We start from the raw sequence: 20724 nt of genomic DNA, 5'->3' as shown, positions 1-20724 counted from the left end.
CCGTAGCGCGCTCACGGCGGAGCACGCCATCTCGAATCCGACGACCCACCTGCCAATAGAAGTTCGGCGTCGACGGCTGCGGCCGCGATCCCGCCCACATCCTCGCCGTATTACCAGCAGGCTCCTGCGAGCCGCTACGGTCTGATTGATCGCATGTCACGGCAAGCACAAATTCATGCAACCCATCGGAAGGAGCGGGAAACGCGCCGGCCCGCCCGGCGCGGCACGATGCAAAACGGCCGGCAACAGATGTGCCGGCCGCTGGTGTGAAACGAATGAATCCCGCATCGCGCGCCGCCGCCGTCGCAGACGGTGCAGCGCCACGGGATGCGTTGCTACGACTGCCGTTCGGCTGCCGCGACCGGCTCCGCCCGGCCGTCGCGCGTGCCGCTTGCCGCCGCCGGCTTCTCCCAGAACGTCGCATTCGCGATGCCGAGCGCGGCCGGATCGAACGTCGGCTCGCGTCCCGCGCGCTTCTGCGCCTCGTAGTCGCGCAGCGCCTTGAGCGCCGGCTTCTGCAGCAACAGGATCGCGACGATGTTCAGCCACGCCATCAACCCGACGCCGATGTCGCCCAGCGCCCATGCGACGCTCGCGCTCTTCACCGCGCCGTACAGCGTCGCGAGCAGGATCACCGCACGCAGCACGAACGTGCCGGCGGCGCTGCTGCGCGCACGGCTCAGGTACGCGACGTTGGTTTCCGCGATGTAGTAGTACGCGAGGATCGTGGTGAACGCGAAGAAGAACAGCGCCATCGCGACGAACGCCGCACCGAAGCCCGGCAGCACCGATTCGACGGCCATCTGCGTGTAGCCGGGGCCGGCCTCGATGCCGGCCGCGCCCGAGAACAGCGCGCGGCCACCCGGCGCGACCACGTTGTACGCGCCGGTGATCAGGATCATGAAACCCGTCGCCGAACAGACGAACAGCGTATCGACGTAGACCGAGAACGCCTGCACGAGCCCCTGCTGCGCCGGATGCGTCACTTCCGCGGCCGCCGACGCGTGCGGGCCCGTGCCCTGCCCCGCTTCGTTCGAATAGACGCCCCGCTTCACGCCCCACTGGATCGCCATGCCGAGCACCGCGCCGAAGCCGGCCTCGAAGCCGAACGCACTTTCGAATACCAGCCTGACGACACCCGGCAGACGCTCGATGTCGAGCGCGATCACGACGCACGCGATCAGGATGTAGCCGAGCGCCATGAACGGCACGACGATCTCCGCGACGCGCGCGATCCGCTTCACGCCGCCGAAGATGATCATGCCGAGCAGCAGCACGAGCACCGCCCCGGTGACGGGCTTCGCGATGCCGAAGGAATTCTCGATCGCGGACGAGATCCCGTTCGCCTGCACGCCCGGCAGCAGCAGCCCGCACGCGAGCACGGTGGCGATCGCGAACGCCACCGCATACCAGCGGATGCCGAGCCCCTTCTCGATGTAATACGCGGGGCCGCCGCGATACTGCCCTTCGCGCCGCACCTTGTAGATCTGCGACAGCGTCGATTCCACGAACGCGGTGCTCGCGCCGAGGAACGCGACGAGCCACATCCAGAACATCGCGCCGGGGCCGCCGAACGTGATGGCCGTCGCGACGCCCGCGATGTTGCCCGTGCCGACGCGCCCCGACAGCGACATCGCCAGCGCCTGGAACGACGACACGCCTTCCGCCGAGGCCTTGCTGCCCCGCATCAGGCGCAGCATCTCGATGAAGTGGCGAACCTGCGCGAAGCGCGTGCGCAGCGAAAAGTACAGCCCCGCTGCAAGACAGAGAAAAATGAGCGCGGGGCTCCAGATGACACCGTTGAGCGAATCGACGAGTTGTTCCATGGGGCGTTTCTGTTGAAGGTGCGAATGACGCGTGGGCGGACGGTCGGATCCGTTACGCGAGCGAACGGGCGTCACGACTACGGACAAATCCGAATTTGTCTTTCATTTATATTACATGCCTTACGATTTCATTCGGAATCGGGGTGTCCCCCTAGCGGCGCGTGACGCGTCCGGACGGCGTCGCAACGACGTGATCGTCAATCTGGCAGCCCGCCGTGCGTCGGGCTGATTGAATCTTCCGGCGCTGCGCCCCGCGGTGCCCGAACGGCATTGATCCCGGCCGGCGCGCACCGTACAGTGTTCGCCTGCCTCGATACAGGAATCGCCATGCCAATCGGATTTCGGAAGATGCACGCGAACGGCGACGACTTCGCGATCGTCGACCTGCGCGGTCAGGATCACGCGCACGCGATCGATGGCAACCTCGCGCAACGCATGGGCGACCGCAAGCGCGGCATCGGCTTCAATCAGCTCGCGGTCGTGTCGGACTGCGACGACGCAGCAGCCCGCGTCGCGTTCTGGAACGCCGACGGCTCGCCGCTCGACACCTGCGGCAGCGCAACGCGCGGCGTCGCGTGGCAACTGATGCGGGAAACCGGCCTGTCATCGCTCGTGCTGCGAACCCGCCGCGGGTATCTCGAGTGCTCGACGGAGGCCAACGGCCTGATCACCGTCGAGATGGGCCGGCCGCTCACCGGCTGGCGGGACGTGCCGCTCGCGGAGGCACTCGACACGCTCGCGTTGCCGCTGCCCGGCGCCCCTGCCGCGTGCAACATGGGCAATCCGCATTGCACGCTTTTCGTCGACGATCTGCGCACGATCGATATCGCGGCGCTCGGCCCGACCATCGAAACGCATCCGCTGTTTCCGCAGAAAACCAACGTGCACTTCGTTCAGGTCATCGATCGCACGCATATTCGCCTGCGCATCTGGGAGCGCGGCGGCGGCGTGCCGCTCGGTTCGGGATCATGTTCGTGCGGGGCGGTCGTCAATGGCATCCGGCGCGGGTTGCTGGATGCGTCGGTGCGCGTCGAATGCGACGGCGGCGACGTGACGGTGCGTTGGGATGGTGCCGGCAGTGTGCTTCTGAGCGGGCCGGTCGCGTTCGGGTTCAGCGGAAACTGGCTGGGCGAGCAGACGCCCGGAGCCTGACGGCCCGGGCCGGCGGACGCGCCTCGCAGGCGCGCGGCCGACCGGACCCAGCCCGGCGCATTGCGCGCCGGGCCGTGCCAATCCGTGCTGGCTCAGTGCTTGTCGTCGAGCTTCTTCGGCTTCGGCGGCGACGGCACCTTCGCGTACTGGAATGCGGGCGTCGCCTTCAGCGCATCCTTCGTCGCGCCCGGCAGGTAGATGTTGCCGTTGCGCACGTCGAGCGATGCGATCGGCACCGCGACGTCGTGCGCGGCCACGCCGAGGAAGCCGCCGGCCGACACGATCGCCGCCGATACCGAGCCGTCCGGCGCGACGATCAGGTCGCGCACGGTGCCGACCTTCTGGTTCTCGTCGTTGTAGACGGCCTTGCCGAGCACGCTCTTCTTCACGCTCCAGCCTTCGAGCAGCGCCTGCGATTGTTCGACGGTCACGCTGATCGGCTGCGCGCCCGCGATCTGTGCGTGCGCGCTGACGCTCGAGGCGAGGGCGGTTGCTGCGATGAGGGTCTTGTAGAAAGCCATGCTGTTATGCACTCCGGTGAATTGTTGTCGGTGTCGGCGGCCGGCCAAGCCGCCTCCGTGCATGCGCCGCGTGAAACGAGAAGGCCTCTGTACGACGCATCACACCGGCCCATGTTAGCGCCACTCGCGAAACGCTGCATTGGACGTGATGACGCAGTCGCTGTCAGGCGCCCCTTGTGATGGCGACATTACGGACACCGCAGCGAATCGCGTACATCGCCGCCGTCACGCGTTGCGAGAATACACGCGCCGGTGCCGCACCGCCTCCGCCAGCACGTCGAGCACCGGCTCCGTCTGCGTCCAGCTCAGGCACGCATCGGTGATCGACACACCGTACTTCAGCGGCACGCCCGGCTTCAGGTCCTGGCGCCCGGCCTCGAGATGGCTCTCGACCATCACGCCGACGATCCGATGCTCGCCCTGCGCCAATTGCCGAGCGAGATCCTGCGCGACCTCGATCTGCCGCTCGTGCGACTTGTTCGAGTTCGCATGCGAGCAATCGACCATCACCTGTTCGCGCAGGCCGGCCTTGCGCAGCACCGCGCAGCTCGCCTCGACATGCTCGGCGTCGTAGTTCGGCCCGTTCTTGCCGCCGCGCAGGATCACGTGCGCATCGTCGTTGCCGCGCGTCTCGAAGATCGCGGCCATCCCCATCTTCGTCATCCCCATGAACGCATGGCTCGCCGCTGCCGCGACGATCGCGTCGGACGCGACCTGCACGCCGCCGTCGGTGCCGTTCTTGAAGCCGATCGGGCAGCTCAGGCCCGACGCGAGCTGTCGATGGCTCTGGCTCTCGGTCGTGCGCGCGCCGATCGCGCCCCACGCGATCAGGTCGGCGATGTACTGCGGGCTCAGCAGGTCGAGGAATTCGGTCGACGCCGGCAGGCCCAGCGCGTTGATGTCGAGCAGCAGTTGCCGCGCGGCGCGCAGCCCTTCGTTGATGCGGAAGCTGCCGTCGAGGCGCGGATCGTTGATGTAGCCCTTCCAGCCGACCGTCGTGCGCGGCTTCTCGAAGTAGACGCGCATCGTGATCAGCAGGTCGTCCTTCAGCGCATCGGCGGCCGCCTTCAGGCGGCGCGCGTAATCGAGCGCCTGGTCGTGATCGTGGATCGAACACGGGCCGACGACGAGCAGCAGCCGGTCGTCGCGGCCGTGCAGGATGTCGCCGATCGCGCGGCGCGTATCCTCGACGAGCGCCTGCGTGGCGGCCGGCACCGGCAGCTCGTCCAGCAGCAGTGCGGGGGAAATCAGCGGGCGCACGGCGCCGATGCGGACGTCGTCGATGCGCGTGGTGTCCTGCGTCGCGTCGGCGCTGCCTACCTCGCGATCGTGGGAAGGATTGTCGAGGTTCTGCATGGTGATTCTCCGGGGGACGTCTGTCTGGAATGATGGGCAGGCTCGATTATGGCACCCGCGCCGGACGGTGGCGGGTCGCGGCGGGGGAGCGGGCGCGGCTGCATGGCGGCCGCGCGACGCAGATCAACAGGCGAAAAGAAAAAGGCGACCCGCGAAGGGTCGCCCGGCCGTGCGCCGCATCACACGCGGCGTGGCGGCTAGTGCAGCGTCTCGGGCGCCAGCGAATTGCTCGGCAGCATCGACGTCAGCCAGCAATTGCTCGGCGCCGCTTTCCCGTTGAAACGGTCGTAGAGCCACGGCAGCATGCCGACCACCCACGGCACGATCGCGCCCGCATGTTCGAGCGGATACTCGTTGTACGTGACCGGCGTGCCGCCGGCACAGAACTTCTGCGCCAGCGCGCGCACGTCGTACGCCATCATCACGCCATCGCCCATCTGGCTGCTGAAGGTGCCGTCCAGCGCACCCGCCGTGCCCTGGCCGATGAACATCGGAATCGTCGGCGATGCGGCCAATCCCGCATTCACCTTGTTCGCGTATGTCACGTACACGGGAATGCTGTTGATGTCGCTCGCGTATTGCGGCTTGAACAGCGTTCCCCAGTGCAGCCCCGTGTACTTCGGCAGGATGTACGCGAGCGACTGGCTCTGGATGTCCTTGAGCACGGCGACGCCGGTATCGCTGAGATAAGGCGTCAGGTCGAAGCCGTAGCCGCGCGACAGCCCGGCCAGCGCGGCCGCGGCCACGCCGCCCCAGACGATGCTGCCGTCGACGTAGCGCAGGTTGTGCGCGGGGTCGACCAGCACGCCGCCTTCCGCCGCGCCGACGAGCTGCCTGTTGATCTCGGGCGCATAGCTCGGCGCGAGCTGAGCGGCCCAGTTCGTCGCGATCGCGCCGCCGGAATAGCCGATCATCGCGACCTTGCTCGACGGGTTCAGGCCCGTGGACGGCGTATTGAGCGCAGCGCGGATCGAATCGAGCGTGGTCATTCCGTATTCGGGGCCGGCAGCGAAGTCGGCCGTCTGGCCCTCCGTATCGGGCACGATGACGTTGTAGCCGAGCAGCAGCAGTGTCGACAGCGGAATCGATTCCGCGCTGTAGAGCAGCGTGCCGACATTGATGACCTTGGTCACGTCACGGTCGCCGGCGATCACCTGCGACGGCTCGTCGTACGGGTTCAGCGAATCGTAGGCCGACTGGTACGAGATGGCCTGGCCGTTGCTGACCTGGCTCCGGATCACGGACGTCACGTTGACGACCGGCTGGTTCAGCGCATTATTGGTGCGATACAGCAACTGCTGCGCGGTCAGCGCGGTGGGGATGCCGGCCACGTGATAGACGACGTTGCGCGTCTTGAGCACCGTGCCCGGTGGAATCGATGCCAATGGCGTCGCGCCGGTGTATGTGTAGAACGGGTCGGATACGGTCGGCGCGGCGGCGCCGGCCAGCGGAGTAGCAATGGCCAGCGTGGCGGATACTGCCGCCGCGGCCATCATGAAACGTCTGGAGGACATGGTTGGGGCCCCTGGGATAACCTGCTTTCATCGAAGGAAGTTCGCGGTGTTGCAGACCACCGTGTGTGCTGCTTCAAAACCGGTTCCGAGCCATCGACTGTCTCCTGTGAATTAGCAATCCGGGCTGTTCTGAATTCGTCGTTTTAGTAGGAGTACAAACCGGATGAATTGAAGCACAACGAGCACGCACTCGATGGGCGTTTTCCGTTGTTTGAAGGTAAACGTCTAAACCCGTCGGCGCGCGATGCCGAGTCGCTTCGGCGATTCTGCCGACTGTCCGCGTTTTGTCGAAGTGCCGTACGATCACGGCTGTCGGGTACCGAAGGCCACGTCGTGCGATGCCGGCCGCGCCGCACGCCGACTGTCCATAACCGATCGATCCCTGCCCAACCGACACGCCACGATGACCGTCTCCGAACTTCTCCGTGCCATCCGCCAACCGTATGCCGCCCTGCTGCTCTGCGCGTCGCTGCCCGCGTTCGCCAAGGTCTCCACCGAGGTGTACTGCTTCAAGTCGGAGGGCGAAAAACCGGTGCGCTTCGAAATGCGCACCTATTACGACGATGCCATCGATTGGTCGGGCGGCATGGTCCGCTATGCGAAAGCGAAAACGGCGCTGCCGCTGGTGGTCGAGCACGTGGACGAGGAAGTGATCGCCGAGGGCCGCCCGCACCAGTTCACGACGACCTGGGTCGAGATGGTCGACGGCAGGATCAATGGACGGTACGAGATGATGTCGCAGGGCGCGATGATCTATTCGATGACCTATACCAGCGCGCGCACCGGCAAGCAGACAGCGTTCGGCAGGGTACTGGACGTCGACGCGTCCGAACAGACCGGGTGCCGCTGGTGATGCGCCCGATGATCCGGGTCGTACTGGCGCTGATCGCGCTACGCGCGGGTTGCGTCGATGCCGCGCCGCGCACGGTCTACGAAGGAACGCTGCAAGGCGCCGGCGCCGTCGTGATGGAACTCGACGATCGCCCGGCTGCGGATGGTTCGATCTCGGGCCGCTACTTCTATGCGCAGCACGGCGTCGATATTCCGCTGCACGGCACGCCTGCGGAACTGGTCGAACCGCTCGCGCGAACGCAGTTGCCGGACGATGCGCGCAGCCCATTGGGATTCGGCCAGCAAGCCGATTTCGATCATGCCGCAGCCACCTGGCAGGGCACGCGGGACAAGGCCGGCTATCGCGGCCGCTGGACCGATGCGCGCTCTGGCAAGTCACGCACCTTCGCGTTGCGCCGCGTCGCCGCATACGATCCCGACGCAGTCGCGCCCGGCGCCGTCGAAGCGATCACTGCCGTGTCCGGGAGTGGTGTCGGCAGCGGCATCGCGCGCAGCGCGGACATCGATATGCAGCACGCGCCGTATGCCACGCTGAAGCTTGCCGGGCATGCACGGCCGGTGGGCCCGGAGATCGGCGACAGCACGGTCGCGTACCGGATGTGGAGCGACACGCGCACGGTGCTCGCATATCCGCGGCTGACCCGATACCCCGATCCGGCCGTGATGGCGCGAGTCAACCATCTGCTGGAACAACGGCACTGGCAGATGAGTCTCGCGGCGCTCGAATGCGCATCGACGCGCTATAGCGACGACGGGTCGGCATCCGGATCGCTCGGCGGCTACGACGACGAGCAAGTGACGGTCACGTGGCTGTCGCGTGCGGCAATGGGTATCGTGGAATCGGGCAGCCTGTTCTGCGGCGGCGCGTACCCGGACAATCACTACGATCCTGTCACGTTCGACCTACTGCGCGGCGCGTACCTCGACTGGAACCGCGTGATCGACGCAACCGCGGCGGGCAAGGACGGCAATCCGGAAACGAGCCCCGCGCTGGCGGGTTTCATTACGCGATTGCGCGACAAGACAACACACGGCCTGCAAGTGACGGACGGCAAAGGCGATTCGCTGTCGTGCGCCGACGTGTTCCCCGAATATCTGGCGTTCGAGCTCGATGCCCCCGGCAAGCTGTCGTTCGCCGTATCCGGGATTGGCCACGCGGCAGGCGCCTGTCTCGGGCCGCAACTCGATGCGCCATTTGAGGCGCTGGCGCCGATCCTGAAGCCGGGCGGTTCGCGCTATCTCGTACCGGGCGTCAAGCTGAAGTAACGGCGGCGGTGCGGGTAGTCCCCGCAACGCACCCCGACCCGGCTGTGCTGCGACGTGGCCATCCAGTGGCGGGCCACCGCCGCCATCTACATCAGCCCGCGTCGCCTTGCGCATCGACGTCGATGCCCAGCTCGCCGGCCATCCGCAGAACCAGCGCATTCAGCCGCGCCACTTCATCCGCGAGGCGCTTCTGTTCGGCCTTCAGCGCTTCGAATTCGGAAGGCGGCACGGAATCCGCACCGCCGGCATCCGCGCTCGCGAAATCGGCCATGTTCACTTCGCCGCACATCAGGTGCATCCAGCGGTTCTCGCGCGCGCCCGGCGCACGCGGCAACCGGACGACGAGCGGCTGCGTGCGCGCCGCGAGTTCGTCGAGGAACGCCTCGACCGACGAGATATCGGCGAAGCCGTGCAGGCGCGCGCTGTTCAGGCGCAGTTCGGCGGCCGTCTGCGGGCCGCGCAGCAGCAGGATCGTCAGCAGCGCGATCGCCTGGCTCGGAATGCCGAGCACGCGGTTCATGTTGTGCTCGAAACGCGGCACGCGGCTGCTGCTGCCTTCCATCACGATGCTCAGGTGCTTCAGCCCGTCGAGCGCGGTCGTGACCTCATCCTCGCTGACGTTCATCACCGGCGAGCGCGCGGTTTTCTGGTTGCAGCCCGCGGTCAGCGCATTCAACGACAGCGGATAGGTGTCCGGCACCGTGTGCTGTTTCTCGACCAGCACACCGAGAATGCGGGCCTCGAGGGGCGTGAGTTCGCGAAGGGCGCGTGGCGTGGGCGTATCCGGCGTGGTGTTCATGGTGGCGTCGCAGCGTGCAGCAGGTGAAGGGAAACGATCGCGGCCCGTCCGGCATCGCGCACGGGCGAGCCATATGATAGCTCGCGTCGCGTGGCCCGGCGCCGCGCGACGTGCCGGCGCGCGCACTTGCCGCAGCCGGCTTTCGTCCAACGTATCGGCAAGCGGGTGCCGCGCGGCGTGGGATACGCATGGCACAGCGGATTCCGCGTCCGCACGCACGGGGGCGTTTGCACGCCGCGCATGCGGGCGCTACGATATGCGTCACCCCGGCGTCTGCGGCGCCGCGCAACCGCCTTCGCACGCAGTACCACGCATCGCCCGTCACGCACGCCATGCCGCCACGCATGCGCGCCGCTCGTCGACGCCACTCATCCGTTCACCCCTTCGCCCCGTTCATCGCCATGACCGCATCCTCCTCCGCACCGCACGTACGCGCCATCGTCACCGGACACACGCGCGGCCTCGGCGCGTCGCTCGCCGAACAATTGCTGCTGGAAGGCGTCGCCGTGCTCGGCGTGTCGCGCAGCCGCCATCCGTCGCTCGCGTCACAGGCCAGCGACCGCTTCGCCGAAATCGAACTCGACCTGTCGGATACGTCGGCCGTCGCGGCCTGGCTGGCGGGCGACACGCTGCGCCGCTTCGTCGACGGCGCGTCGATCGTGCTGCTGTTCAACAACGCGGGCATCGTCGATCCGATCGGCCCGCTCGCTGCGCAAGACCCGGCGATCGTCGCGCGCGCGGTCGGCGTGAACGTCGCGGCGCCGCTGATGCTGTCGGCCGCGCTCGCGCAAGCGGCATCGGCCACGACCGAATGCCGGATCCTGCACGTGTCGAGCGGCGCGGCACGCAACGCGTACGCGGGCTGGAGCGTCTACTGTGCGACCAAGGCGGCACTCGATCACCATGCGCGCGCAGTCGCGCTCGACGCGAACCGCGCGCTGCGGATCTGCAGCGTCGCGCCGGGCGTCGTCGATACGGGCATGCAGGCGACGATCCGCTCGACCAGCGAAGACAACTTCCCGATGCGCGAGAAATTCGACCAGCTGAAGTCGAGCGGCGCGCTCGCGACGCCCGAGGCGGCCGCGCGACAGCTGATCGGTTATGCACTGAGCGACGCATTCGGCTCGGTGCCGACGGCCGACGTGCGGGAACTGCCGAGCCACTGAGTCACGCGGCTACAAAAACACAAGGACACACGGCCCGTCAATGTCCTTCGAGTCGCTTCGTCCAGTCTTCGACCTGCCGTTCCGTCCGGCGCCTTTCGAGCATCGTGCGCCAGCCGGGCGGCAGGTTCGGGACTTCGTACAGCGCATCGAGCGCGGCCATGTCGAGCGTGCGCCGGTACAGCACATCGAGCACCGTCGCCAGCGGCCATTGCGGGTAGCGGCGCTCATGCAGCGTCAGCACGTCACCCGATTCCACCCAGCCTTCCTGCAGCACGCGGTAGTACCAGCCGGTCCGGCCGCTCTGCTGCACGAGCGCGGCCATCCGCGGATGATCGAAACGTGCGTTGAGCTTCCAGCACGGCTGCCGCGACTGCGACACCTGAAGCACGGCACCGCCCAGCGTGAACGCATCGCCGAGACACACGTCGTGCTCGGTCACGCCGTGCGTCGACAGGTTCTCGCCGAACGCGCCCGGTTGCGCGAGCACGTCGCGCGCGCCGATCTGCTCCGACCACCACGCATAGTGATCGTGCGCATAGTGGTGCACCGCCTTGTCAGGCCCGCCATGATGCCGCGCATCGGCCTGCTCGTCGCCGGCGAAGCCGAGCGTGCCCAGCCACAGACGCACGCCTGCCGGCTGCTTGTCGATCGCGCTGGCGTGCGGCGTGCCGGCCAGCGGCCGGCTTTTGCCGACCCGCACCGCGCCGATGGCGGCCGAGATCAGCGGCCGTGTCGCATCGCTCATGTCGCCGCACCGTCGGGCAGCGCCGCGAGCAGGCGTTCGAGCTCGCGCGTACGCGCGTCGCCGAGCGGCATCAGCGGCTTCCTCGGTTCGCCCGCGTCGAATCCGCGCAGGCGCAACCCGGCCTTCACGGTCACCGGCAATCCGCCGTTGACGATGAACTGCAGCAGCGGCAACTGCGCATGAAAGACCGACCTCGCCCGCGCGAGATCGCCCGCCTGCATCGCGTCGAACAGCGCCAGCGGCAACGCCGCATTCAGGTTCGGCGCGGCCGTGCACCATCCGGCCGCGCCCGCTGCAAGCGCGGCAAGCGCCATCGGATTGCTGCCGTTGTAAAACGGAATCGCGCCGTCGCTCAGCTGCGCGAGCCGGTGCATCCGCCCGATGTCGCCGGTGCTCTCCTTCACCATCGTCACGTTGTCGACGGTCCGGCAGATCGTCGCGATCAGGTCCGGTGACATGTCGACACCGCTCGTCGCGGGGTTGTTGTACAGCATGATCGGAATGCCGATGGCAGCACCGATCGCGCGATAGTGCGCGACGATCTCGTCGTCGGCGAGCTTCCAGTACGACACCGGCAGCACCATCACCGCATCGGCGCCGGCCCGTTCGGCGAAGCGCGCGCGACGCACCGCGCCCGCGGTGGTGAGATCGGAAATGCCGACGACGGTCGACACGCGTCGGCGCACCGCACGAATCGACGCGGAGGCGACCGCCTCCCATTCGGTGTCGGACAGGTACGCGCTTTCGCCGGTACTGCCCAGCGGCGCGATCGCGTGGACGCCGTCGGCAATCAGCCGCTCGATCAGCGCGTCGAGCGTTTTCAGGTCGACGCCGCCGTCAGCGGAGAACGGCGTAACCGGGTAGGCAATGATGCCTTTCAGCAGGATGGACACGATAGGTATTCCTCAATGATGATCGATAACAGAACGACGAATCGTCCGCTCATGCGACGCAGTCCTGATGCGTACGCAACGCCCGGCGTGCGTAGTAGTCGAACGTCACCGCATCGCGCTTCGGCTTCGAGATCCAGTCGTGCGCTTCGCGCGCCAGCGCGGGCGGCACCGGCTTGATCTCGCCGGCCGCCATCGCGAGCAGCTGCAGCTTCGCGGCCCGCTCGATCAGCAGCGCGAGGATGCAGGCTTCCTCGATCGTCTTGCCGACCACCAGCTGGCCGTGATGCGACAGCAGGATCGCGCGCTTGCTGCCGAGCGCCTTCGAGATGATCTCGCCCTCCTCGTTGCCGACCGGCACGCCGGGCCAGTCCTTCAGGAACGCGCAATCGTCGTATAGCGGGCAGGTATCCATGTGCGACACGACGAGCGGCTGCTCGAGCATCGACAGCGCCGCGACATGCGCCGGATGCGTATGAATGATGCAGTTCACCTCCGGGCGCTCGCGGTAGATCCACGTATGGAACCGGTTGGCCGGATTCGGAATGCCTTCGCCGTCGACGACGTCGAGATCCTCGTTGACGCGCAGCAGGTTCGCGGCCGAGATCTCGTCGAAGCCGAGCCCGAGCCGCTGCGTGTAGTACGTGCCGGCTTCGCCCGCGCGGCAGGTGATCTGCCCGGCCAGGCCCGAATCGTGACCGGCGTCGAACAGGATCCGGCACGTGAGCGCGAGCTTCTGCCGCGCGGACCAGCCGCTGTCGCCCACCGCGTTGTCCAGACGCCGCTCCGCCAGCGCGACCAGTGCCTCCTTCGTCAGATTCAGCGTTTCCGCCATGTTCACCTCCTGAATGGATCGGGTCGGTCGCGCCGTCCGCGGCCGCTTTCCCGGGAAAACATGACACACGATACACCACAGGACACGTTGTGTCATGCGTTACAATCGGTTTTTCGAAGGACACCTGGCGCCCCATGACGATTCGCCTGAAGCTGCTCAGAAAACAGAAGGGCTGGACGCTCGACGTGCTGGCCGACGAGACGGGCCTCACCAAGAGCTACCTGTCGAAAGTCGAGCGCGGCCTGAGCGTGCCGTCGATCGCGGTCGCGCTGAAGCTGTCGAAGGCACTGAATGTCGACGTCGAGCAGTTGTTCTCGGAAAGTCACAACCGCGAGCTGATCACGGTCACGCGCGCCGGCGAGCGCACGGCGATGGGCGCGGCAGCCGACAGCCAGGCCCACCGTTTCGAAAGCATCGCGGCCGGCGTCGCGCCGAAGAAGATGTTGCCGTTCGTCGTGCATCCGCCGCACGAATTCGTCGCGTCGACGTTCCGCGAGCACGAAGGCGAGGAATTCCTGTTCGTGCACAAGGGGCGCGTCGAAATCGAATTTCCGAACGAGACGGTGCAACTCAAGGCCGGCGATTCAGTCTATTTCAACGCACTCATCCCGCACCGCACGCGCAGCCTCGGCACCGCGCAGGCGGAGATCCTGGTCATCGTCAGTCACGACGACTAGCATCGTCACCTTTTCGCGCAAGGATCCCCGATGGTCACGAAGGCCACCGCACCGTTCCAGCAGATCAAGACACTCGTTCGCCAGAACGTCGAATCGGGCGACTGGCGCCCCGGGGACCGCATTCCGTCCGAGCTCGATCTCGCCGCCCAGTTCGGCGTCGCACGCATGACGGTCAACCGTGCGCTGCGCGAGCTGACCGAGGAGGGCGTGCTGAAGCGCATCGCGGGCGTCGGCACCTTCGTCGCCGAAGTGAAGCCGCAGTCGAACCTGCTGATGATCGCGCACATCCGCGACGAAATCCGCGCACGCGGGCACGAATATCGCTGCCGCGTGCTGAGCCAGTCGAGCGAGCCCGCGTCGTTCGACGTCGCGGCCGCGTTCGGCCTGCCGGTCAACACGCCGGTGTTTCATGTGGTGTGCGTGCACGAGGAAAACGGCCGCCCGATCCAGCTCGAGGATCGCTACGTGAACCCGGCCGCCGCGCCCGGCTTCATCGACCAGGATTTCCAGGTCGAACCGCCGTCCGAGTACCTGTTCAACAACGTGTCGCACTACGAACTGGAGATCGAGCACGTGGTCGATGCGTCGTTGCCGACCGGCGAGCAGGCGCGGCTGCTCGACATGCGTGCGGACGAGCCCTGCCTCACGCTCACGCGGCGTACCTGGACGAACGGGCAACCCGTCACGTTCGTGCACTTCCTGCATCCGGGCAACCGCTACCGGCTCGGCTCGCGCTTCAAGCCGGGCGCCGGACGCCACCCGACCTGATCCTTTTCCCCGAGTACAAAAGCGTGCGGCGGCCGTTTCGTCAGGAAACGGCCGCCGCGTTCGTCATGCACACCCGCCCACGTCAGATCGCGCGCACCTGCCCCGCGCCGCGCGACCACACGACCGGAAACAGCGGGTGATCGAGCGGCGCGCCGTCGGGCAGCTGCTCGGCGAGCCCCGGGAAATCGGGCGACGTCTTCCAGCGGCGCGGCGCATGACGGATATCGTCGCCGACGAAGCGGATCGAGAACGCGCGCCGACGGTTCTGCGTTCCGCCCGACGCGTGCAGCGTGAGCATCCGGAAGCACACCATGTCGCCGGGCTCGAGCGCCCAGCGACGGATCGGGAAGGCCGCGCGATCGCCTTCGATGTCCGGCAGGTCAGCCAGGCTGCCTTCCGGGAACCACTTCGCTTCCTTGTCCATGAACGTGCGCGGCATCAGCCACGGCCCGAGATGCGAGCCCGCGACGAATTCCAGCGTCGATTCGAGCGGCACGGGATCGACCGGAATCCACATGCTGACGTTGTCGTCGCCTTCGATGTTGTAGTACGGCTGGTCCTGGTGCCACGGCGTGCGTTGCCGCGTGCCGGGCTCCTTCACGAGCAGGTGGTCGTGATGCAGCCGCACGTTGTCGGTGCCCATCAGCGCGGCGGCCACCGACGGCGCCGGCGAGCGCACGATGAAGTCGCGATACGCATCGTTGTGCTGCCAGTTGCAGAAATCCTCGAAGAACCAACCCGGATCGTCGGGCCGGCTCGCGACTTTCGCGCGCTCGCTCGGTTGCGCGAGATTCGCGTCGATGCCGGCGCGCAGCGCGGCGACTTCGTCGGGCGAGAAGATGCCCTTGATGCAGACCGCCCCGTCCTCGCGGAACGCGGCGATCAGTTCGGACGTCACGGCCTGCGCGACGCGATCCTGGATACTCGTCATGGTGTGCCTGTCGATGGAATGAATCACGGAATCACGGATTCACGGTGCGGAAGTCAGCTGCTGCTTCGCGCCGTAGATGTCGAAGTCGAAATATTTGGCGGCGATCTTCTGGTAGGTGCCGTTCGCGCGGATCGCGACGATCGCGTCGTTCAGCCGCTTCTTCATCGCTTCGTCGCCCTTGCGCATGCCCATCGCGACGCCGTAGCCGGTGATCCGCACGTCGGTCACGTCGGGGCCCGCGAATGCGTAGCCCTTGCCGCGCGGCGTCTTCAGGAACGAGTAGCCGGCCTGCGTCTTGTCCTGGAAGGTCGCGTCGAGGCGCCCGTTGACGAGATCCTGATACACCTGGTCCTGGTTCTGGTACGAGACGATCGTTACGCCCTTGGTCGCCCATTCGGCCTTCGCGTACGCCTCCTGCGTCGTGCCCTGGTCGATCCCGATGCGCTTGCCCGCGAGCGACGCGGCGGTCGGCAGCAGCGTCGAGCCGACCGGCGCGACGAGCGCGCCCGGCGACGCATACAGCTTGTTCGAGAAGTCGATCTGCTTGAGTCGCTCGTCGGTAGCCGTCATCGCGGACATGATCACGTCGAACTTGCGCGCGCGCAGCGCCGGAATCATCCCGTCGAAGCCCTGCTCGACCCACACGCACTTCGCATGCAGTTGCTCGCAGATCGCATTGCGCAGGTCGATGTCGAAGCCGGCGAGCGAGCCGTCGGGCTGCTTCGCCTCGAACGGCGGATACGTGGGGTCGATGCCCCAGCGGATCGTCGACGTGTCCTGCGCGAACGACGCGAGCGGCGCGAACGCCAGCGCGGTAACGAAAAGCTTTGCAGTGCGGTTCATGGCGGGTCCTTGAAGGTCTTGACGCGGCGGGCGAACGCCGGCGTCCGATGGGGAGCGCTGCGCCGGATCACCCGGCGCGGTGCGCGAAAGACAGGGACTTCGATGAAACTGCGTTGCAGTCTAGACCGCTCAATTTTCGAGCGCAAGCGGGGGAACCGGGGGCGGGGTGGATGGAGGATCGAATCGGGAAGGAAGAATGCGGCGAGGCTTGGAACATGACTGCCCGACGCGGATTTCATCGCATTCCGAGGTGTTTACCCTGCACGATGCACTCCCGCCACAGCGCGTGTTTTTCCGGATATCTGTGGGATGACGAAGTCTATACCGGCGATCTCGGCGCGGCCTCGACCAAGCTTTTCCGGTGTTATGGGCGACGCGCCCTATACCACGATGGAATTCTCGGAGGACGAAAACCCATCCAAAGATGTAAGATATACCTTACATCCTAGATCGCTGTATCCGCGCCGGGAGGTCACCATGCAACTCTATGAAATCGGTCAAGCCGTTGCGAAACGGCGGGCAGAACTCGACCTCACACAGGCCCAACTTGCGAAACTCGCCGGCTTGTCTCGCCTCACCGTGAACCAGCTCGAATCGGGCAAAGTCAAGGATCTCGGCGTCAACAAGCTGATTCCGCTGCTCAGCGTGCTCGGCATTGAACTCCTTGCGCTACCGCGGCAGCCGCAAAACGGTCTCTACAAGGCCGTCGTGAGTTCAAACGTCAGCTACAAGGGCGAATTGACCGAACGGCTGCTAGCCGACGCGTTGGCTACCGGACGGATTCCCACGGGCTACGAATCGCAGTTTTCCGTCATCCTCGACGAAGTGCCGCTGCCGGTGGTGGTGAAAGCCGCCGAGGAAGCCGCCGAGCGCTCGGGCACGCCCCTCCGGACCATCTGGAAGAATCTCGCCGCATGGTCGAAGGATCTTCACCTGTACCGGGAGGTATGGGCATGACTGCACCATCCACCTCGCCCGACGGCCCATGGCAAGGTCTCTTCCGTCACGCGCTGGCACTGATCGAAGAGATACGGAAGCACGGCACGTCGAATCCGTTCTGGACGTTTGGTGGTGGCACAGTCCTGATGCTGCGCCACGGCCATCGCGTCAGCAAAGACGTCGACATCTTCGTACCCGATCCGCAGTATCTCGGGTACGTGAATCCCCGCATCAGCGATGCTGCAGCCGACATCGCGACGAACTACGAGGAACACGCCGGGTTCGTGAAGCTCGTGCTGCCCGACGGCGAAATCGACTTCGTGGTCTCCCGGAATCTGATGTCTCCCGGCTACGACGAATGGATGCTGATGGATCACGTCGTCAAGGTCGAGACTTCCGCGGAGATCGTCGCCAAGAAAATGTGGCACCGTGGCGATCGACCGACCGCGCGGGACCTGTTCGATCTGTGCCTGGTCATCGAGCGTGAACCGGAGAGCCTGATGGCAGCCGGTGCATTCCTCGTCAGGCATCGTGATACGTTTCTGCGTCTGCTACACGAGCGTCGGGCGTTCGTACGGGCACGCTTCGATGACATCCAGACACTCGGCTATTCGCCATCGTTCGACTATTGCGTCGAACTGGCCGAAGCATTCCTGCAGAAACTTCCCAATGGCGCACCCGAACAAAAATCACGCCGCCGGTGACCCCTTCGGCGCCTGATCGCCACCAGCCTCCGTTTGACCACTCCTTACCCGCGGCGAGCAGGATCGCTTCCAGCACCCCGCACCGCCACGCCCCGTCCGGCGAAACCGCGATTGCCCACGCCGTCCGGCCATGTTAAAAGTCGTCGCACGCATTTGGAAATGAAATGCTCGAATCCGCAAAAGTGCAGAAATGAATAGACCCCTGTTCGACCTCGACCTGCTGCGCGCGCTCGTGATGGTCGCCGACTGCGGCAGCTTCACGACGGCGTCCGCGCGCCTGCATTCGACGCAGTCGACGGTCAGCCAGAAGGTGCGCCGGCTCGAGGAAATCGCCGGGCACCGCCTGCTCGACCGCGGCACGCGCGACGTGCGGCCGACCGACGCGGGCGTGACGGTGCTCAGCTATGCGCGGCGCATGATCGCGCTGAACGACGAAATGCTGGAAGCGCTGTCGGGCGCCACGGTCGCGCTGACGATCCGGCTCGGCGTGCCCGACGATTTCGCGGCAGGCCGCACGACGCATGCGCTCGCGGCGTTCAAGCGCGCGCATCCGCAGGTGAAGCTCGAAGTGATGTGCGGGCTGAGCCGCGACATCAGCGCCGCGTACGACCGCGGCGAACTCGACCTCGTGCTGATCAAGCAGCGGCGCGACAGCCGCGAGGCCGTCGTGCGCTGGCCCGAGAAGCTGCGCTGGATCGACAGCGCGAAGCATCCGTCGATCGACCTCGACCCGGTGCCGATCGTCGTGTTTCCGCCGCGCGGGCTCTATCGCGACGACATGATCAAGGCGATCGAGGAACGCGGCCGCCGCTGGCGGATCAGCTTCACGACGTCGAGCCTGAGCGGCATCCAGGCCGCCGTCGCGGATGGGCTCGGCATCAGCGTGTTGCCCGCGCGCGTGGTGACGGACGAGCACGTCGTGCTGACCGCGAAGCAGGGCTTCGCGCCGATCGAGCACATGGATATCGCGATCCTGCATCGGCCGACGGCCGACCCGATGGTCAGCGAACTGACGAAGGCGCTGGCGACGATGCTGGAGCTCGAGGAGTAGCAAGCAGGCGGGATGCGGCGGCAATGTGAAGGACGCCGCGGCACAGCCGTTGCGACGAGGCCGCCGGCGCGTCGACACGCCCACACGCCCGGTAAGCGTCAGAACATCGTGTTCCCGTTCGCGGCCTGCTCGGGCACGGGTTGGTTGACGTCCCAGTGTTCGACGATCTTGCCGTTCTCGAGCTTGAAGATGTCCACGATCGCGCTGCCGCGCGTGCCGGGTTCGCGCACCGCGTGCACGTGCAGGATCACGTAGTCGCCGTCGACGAACGAGCGCTTGATCTCGCTGTGCGACTGCGGATACTTGTCGCGCAGGAATGCGACGAACTTGCGGAAGCCGTCGCGGCCGTCGGCTGCGTTCGGGTTGTGCTGCACGTAGCGATCGCCGACGTAGGCGAGCGCGGCGTCGGCATCCTTCTCGTTCAGGCCTTTTTCGTAGAACGCGAGCACCGTCCGCCGGTTGGCTTCCTGCTGTGCGCCCGTTGGCCCGGCCGCTACCGCGTGCGCGGCGGTCACGGCGAACAGGGCCGCCGCCATCCATCGTGCGGCCCGTGCCGCTGTCGTGCGTCGCATCGTCGTCTCCCGGGAAATCCCGCTGAAAACCGGATCATACCGGGGGCGACGCCGCACTCACGCTTCATTCAGACCAGCGCACCGTTGCGCGCAACGATCTTCCCCGACGACACGACGAGCCGCCGCACCGGCCGCGCGACGACGGCCTCGGCCAACGTCAGCGCATCGACCAGCACGACGTCCGCGCGGCTGCCCGGCTGCAGCCCGTAACCGTCGAAGCCGCAACCGCGCGCCGCGCCGTGCGTCACGCAGTCGAGCGCGACCTCGAGCGCATCGTCGCGGCGGAAATCGTTGCGCATGCCGATCAGCATCGCACGTTCGAGCATGTCGGGCGACCCGTACGGCGTCCACGTATCGCGCACGCCGTCGTTGCCGCCGATGACCGTCACGCCCGCCGCGCGGCACGCGGCCACCGGCGGCACCGGCACCGCCGCCGGCGCGGTCGTGACGAGCCCGACGCCGAGTTCGGCCATCCGCGCGAGCAGCGCATCGCGCTCGCGTTCGCCGATATCGCCGAGACAGAACCCGTGGCTGATCGTCACCTTGCCCTGCATGCCGTGTGTAGCGGTGCGCTGCAGGATCAGGTCGAGCGAGTACGCGCCCATCGATCCGCGCTCGTGCAGGTGAAGGTCGAGCCCGCGGCCGTGGCGCTCGGCGATTGCGAACAGCACGTCCACCGCCTCGACCGGATCGCCTTCGATCGCGCACGGGTCGAGCCCGCCGAGGAGATCGGCGCCGGCGGCGAGCGCGTCGGACAGCAGTGCGTCGGTGCCCGGCCGCTTGAGCACGCCCGATTGCGGAAACGCGACGATCTGGATTTCGACTGCCCCGCGCAGCGTCTCGCGCGTCGCGAGCACGCCGTGCAGATGCCGCAGCCCGGCTTCGGTGTCGATGTCGACGTGCGTGCGGATGCGCGTCGTGCCGGCCGCGAGGAACGCGCGCGCCAGTGCGAGCGACGCGGCGCCCGCGTCATGGCCACTCGTCGCGCGATAGTGGCGCTCGTTCTCGATGCGGTCGACGAGGCGCGGCCCGACCTGGTTGCGATACCACGGCATCCCCCAGTGCGTCTTGTCGAGGTGCGTGTGGCCTTCGACGAGGCCGGGCAACGCGAGTGCGCCCGCGCCTTCCTCGATCGCGCAGCCGGCGGGTGCGTCGAGCGACGGGCCGATGCGCGCGATGCGATCGCCTTCGATCAGGATGTCGAGCGCAGCATCGGCGCTCGGGCGGACGTTGCGGATCAGCAGGTTCGTCATGTCGGTTCCGGTGGGGTCGGTCAGTGCAGTCAGTGCGTTCGGTGCGAAGGGGGTACGGCGCGTG

General features: G+C 66.7%; 21 protein-coding genes. 9 read left to right on the top strand and 12 right to left on the bottom strand.

Going from position 1 to position 20724, the window contains the following annotated elements; genetic code table 11:
- Positions 1-335: 335 nt before the first annotated feature.
- Entirely contained in the window at positions 336-1826 is a 1491-nt protein-coding gene (locus tag C5O79_RS17075; protein ID WP_046548753.1) for an alanine/glycine:cation symporter family protein, read from the bottom strand.
- Between the two features lie 327 nt (positions 1827-2153).
- On the opposite strand from C5O79_RS17075, the gene dapF reads away from it, so the two are divergent.
- Entirely contained in the window at positions 2154-2978 is an 825-nt protein-coding gene (gene dapF, locus C5O79_RS17070) for a diaminopimelate epimerase (protein WP_122477130.1), read from the top strand.
- 92 nt (positions 2979-3070) lie between these two features.
- On the opposite strand, the gene C5O79_RS17065 is transcribed toward dapF, so the two are convergent.
- The 3 genes from C5O79_RS17065 to C5O79_RS17055 form a co-directional block, all read right to left on the bottom strand.
- Positions 3071-3499 carry a PRC-barrel domain-containing protein gene (locus C5O79_RS17065; RefSeq protein ID WP_122477132.1) on the bottom strand — a complete coding sequence of 143 codons (429 nt, stop codon included), beginning with the start codon at positions 3497-3499 and terminating at the stop codon, positions 3071-3073.
- A 225-nt stretch (positions 3500-3724) separates the two neighbouring features.
- Positions 3725-4855, bottom strand: a complete 1131-nt coding sequence (locus C5O79_RS17060; RefSeq protein WP_122477135.1) for a 3-deoxy-7-phosphoheptulonate synthase — start codon at positions 4853-4855, stop codon at positions 3725-3727.
- A 197-nt stretch (positions 4856-5052) separates the two neighbouring features.
- Positions 5053-6369 (bottom strand): lipase family protein, encoded by a 1317-nt coding sequence (locus C5O79_RS17055; protein WP_122477138.1) that lies wholly within the window; start codon positions 6367-6369, stop codon positions 5053-5055.
- A gap of 403 nt (positions 6370-6772) precedes the next feature.
- Here C5O79_RS17055 and C5O79_RS17050 point away from each other — a divergent pair, with 403 nt between their 5' ends.
- Both C5O79_RS17050 and C5O79_RS17045 read left to right on the top strand, forming a co-directional pair.
- Positions 6773-7222 carry a hypothetical protein gene (locus tag C5O79_RS17050; protein ID WP_236862348.1) on the top strand — a complete coding sequence of 150 codons (450 nt, stop codon included), beginning with the start codon at positions 6773-6775 and terminating at the stop codon, positions 7220-7222.
- Entirely contained in the window at positions 7222-8487 is a 1266-nt protein-coding gene (locus C5O79_RS17045) for a hypothetical protein (RefSeq protein ID WP_122477561.1), read from the top strand. The genes C5O79_RS17050 and C5O79_RS17045 overlap by 1 nt, the downstream gene beginning before the upstream one ends.
- 91 nt (positions 8488-8578) lie before the next feature.
- On the opposite strand, the gene C5O79_RS17040 is transcribed toward C5O79_RS17045, so the two are convergent.
- On the bottom strand, positions 8579-9286 hold the full coding sequence (locus tag C5O79_RS17040) for a YceH family protein (RefSeq protein ID WP_047851368.1): 708 nt from the start codon (positions 9284-9286) through the stop codon (positions 8579-8581).
- Between the two features lie 401 nt (positions 9287-9687).
- Here C5O79_RS17040 and C5O79_RS17035 point away from each other — a divergent pair, with 401 nt between their 5' ends.
- Positions 9688-10452, top strand: coding sequence for an SDR family oxidoreductase (locus tag C5O79_RS17035; protein WP_046548758.1), 765 nt, complete (start codon positions 9688-9690; stop codon positions 10450-10452).
- Between the two features lie 37 nt (positions 10453-10489).
- Here the strand turns inward: C5O79_RS17035 and C5O79_RS17030 are convergent, their stop codons facing one another.
- The 3 genes from C5O79_RS17030 to C5O79_RS17020 are packed head-to-tail and all read right to left on the bottom strand — an operon-like array spanning position 10490 to position 12922.
- Positions 10490-11197: an MOSC domain-containing protein gene (locus C5O79_RS17030; protein ID WP_122477141.1), complete on the bottom strand. Its 708-nt coding sequence runs from the start codon at positions 11195-11197 to the stop codon at positions 10490-10492.
- On the bottom strand, positions 11194-12090 hold the full coding sequence (locus tag C5O79_RS17025) for a dihydrodipicolinate synthase family protein (protein WP_122477143.1): 897 nt from the start codon (positions 12088-12090) through the stop codon (positions 11194-11196). The genes C5O79_RS17030 and C5O79_RS17025 overlap by 4 nt, the downstream gene beginning before the upstream one ends.
- Before the next feature lie 49 nt (positions 12091-12139).
- Positions 12140-12922: an aldolase gene (locus C5O79_RS17020; protein WP_122477146.1), complete on the bottom strand. Its 783-nt coding sequence runs from the start codon at positions 12920-12922 to the stop codon at positions 12140-12142.
- A gap of 134 nt (positions 12923-13056) precedes the next feature.
- Here C5O79_RS17020 and C5O79_RS17015 point away from each other — a divergent pair, with 134 nt between their 5' ends.
- Positions 13057-13599, top strand: coding sequence for an XRE family transcriptional regulator (locus C5O79_RS17015; RefSeq protein WP_039340426.1), 543 nt, complete (start codon positions 13057-13059; stop codon positions 13597-13599).
- Between the two features lie 30 nt (positions 13600-13629).
- Complete coding sequence (gene hutC / locus C5O79_RS17010) at positions 13630-14367, top strand: histidine utilization repressor (RefSeq protein WP_039340424.1); 738 nt, start codon at positions 13630-13632, stop codon at positions 14365-14367.
- Positions 14368-14449: 82 nt separating this feature from the next.
- On the opposite strand, the gene C5O79_RS17005 is transcribed toward hutC, so the two are convergent.
- Together C5O79_RS17005 and C5O79_RS17000 are read right to left on the bottom strand one after the other, a co-directional pair.
- Positions 14450-15298 carry a phytanoyl-CoA dioxygenase family protein gene (locus C5O79_RS17005; RefSeq protein WP_122477149.1) on the bottom strand — a complete coding sequence of 283 codons (849 nt, stop codon included), beginning with the start codon at positions 15296-15298 and terminating at the stop codon, positions 14450-14452.
- Positions 15299-15337: 39 nt separating this feature from the next.
- A complete protein-coding gene (locus tag C5O79_RS17000; protein WP_047851373.1) occupies positions 15338-16141 on the bottom strand; it encodes an ABC transporter substrate-binding protein in 804 nt (267 codons plus the stop codon).
- Between the two features lie 477 nt (positions 16142-16618).
- Here C5O79_RS17000 and C5O79_RS16995 point away from each other — a divergent pair, with 477 nt between their 5' ends.
- The 3 genes from C5O79_RS16995 (at position 16619) to C5O79_RS16985 (ending at position 18835) form a co-directional block, all read left to right on the top strand.
- A complete protein-coding gene (locus C5O79_RS16995) occupies positions 16619-17098 on the top strand; it encodes a helix-turn-helix domain-containing protein (protein WP_039340418.1) in 480 nt (159 codons plus the stop codon).
- Entirely contained in the window at positions 17095-17784 is a 690-nt protein-coding gene (locus tag C5O79_RS16990) for a nucleotidyl transferase AbiEii/AbiGii toxin family protein (protein ID WP_122477564.1), read from the top strand. The genes C5O79_RS16995 and C5O79_RS16990 overlap by 4 nt, the downstream gene beginning before the upstream one ends.
- Before the next feature lie 190 nt (positions 17785-17974).
- Complete coding sequence (locus tag C5O79_RS16985; protein ID WP_046548765.1) at positions 17975-18835, top strand: LysR family transcriptional regulator; 861 nt, start codon at positions 17975-17977, stop codon at positions 18833-18835.
- A gap of 98 nt (positions 18836-18933) precedes the next feature.
- Here the strand turns inward: C5O79_RS16985 and C5O79_RS16980 are convergent, their stop codons facing one another.
- Entirely contained in the window at positions 18934-19407 is a 474-nt protein-coding gene (locus C5O79_RS16980; RefSeq protein ID WP_122477151.1) for a nuclear transport factor 2 family protein, read from the bottom strand.
- A 68-nt stretch (positions 19408-19475) separates the two neighbouring features.
- Positions 19476-20660, bottom strand: coding sequence for an amidohydrolase family protein (locus C5O79_RS16975; RefSeq protein WP_122477154.1), 1185 nt, complete (start codon positions 20658-20660; stop codon positions 19476-19478).
- Positions 20661-20724: the final 64 nt, after the last annotated feature.

Origin of the sequence: Burkholderia sp. SRS-25 (assembly GCF_004343765.1) — a bacterium.
GTDB classification, from domain to species: domain Bacteria; phylum Pseudomonadota; class Gammaproteobacteria; order Burkholderiales; family Burkholderiaceae; genus Burkholderia; species Burkholderia contaminans.
This window is presented reverse-complemented; position numbering and strand designations above follow the sequence as displayed.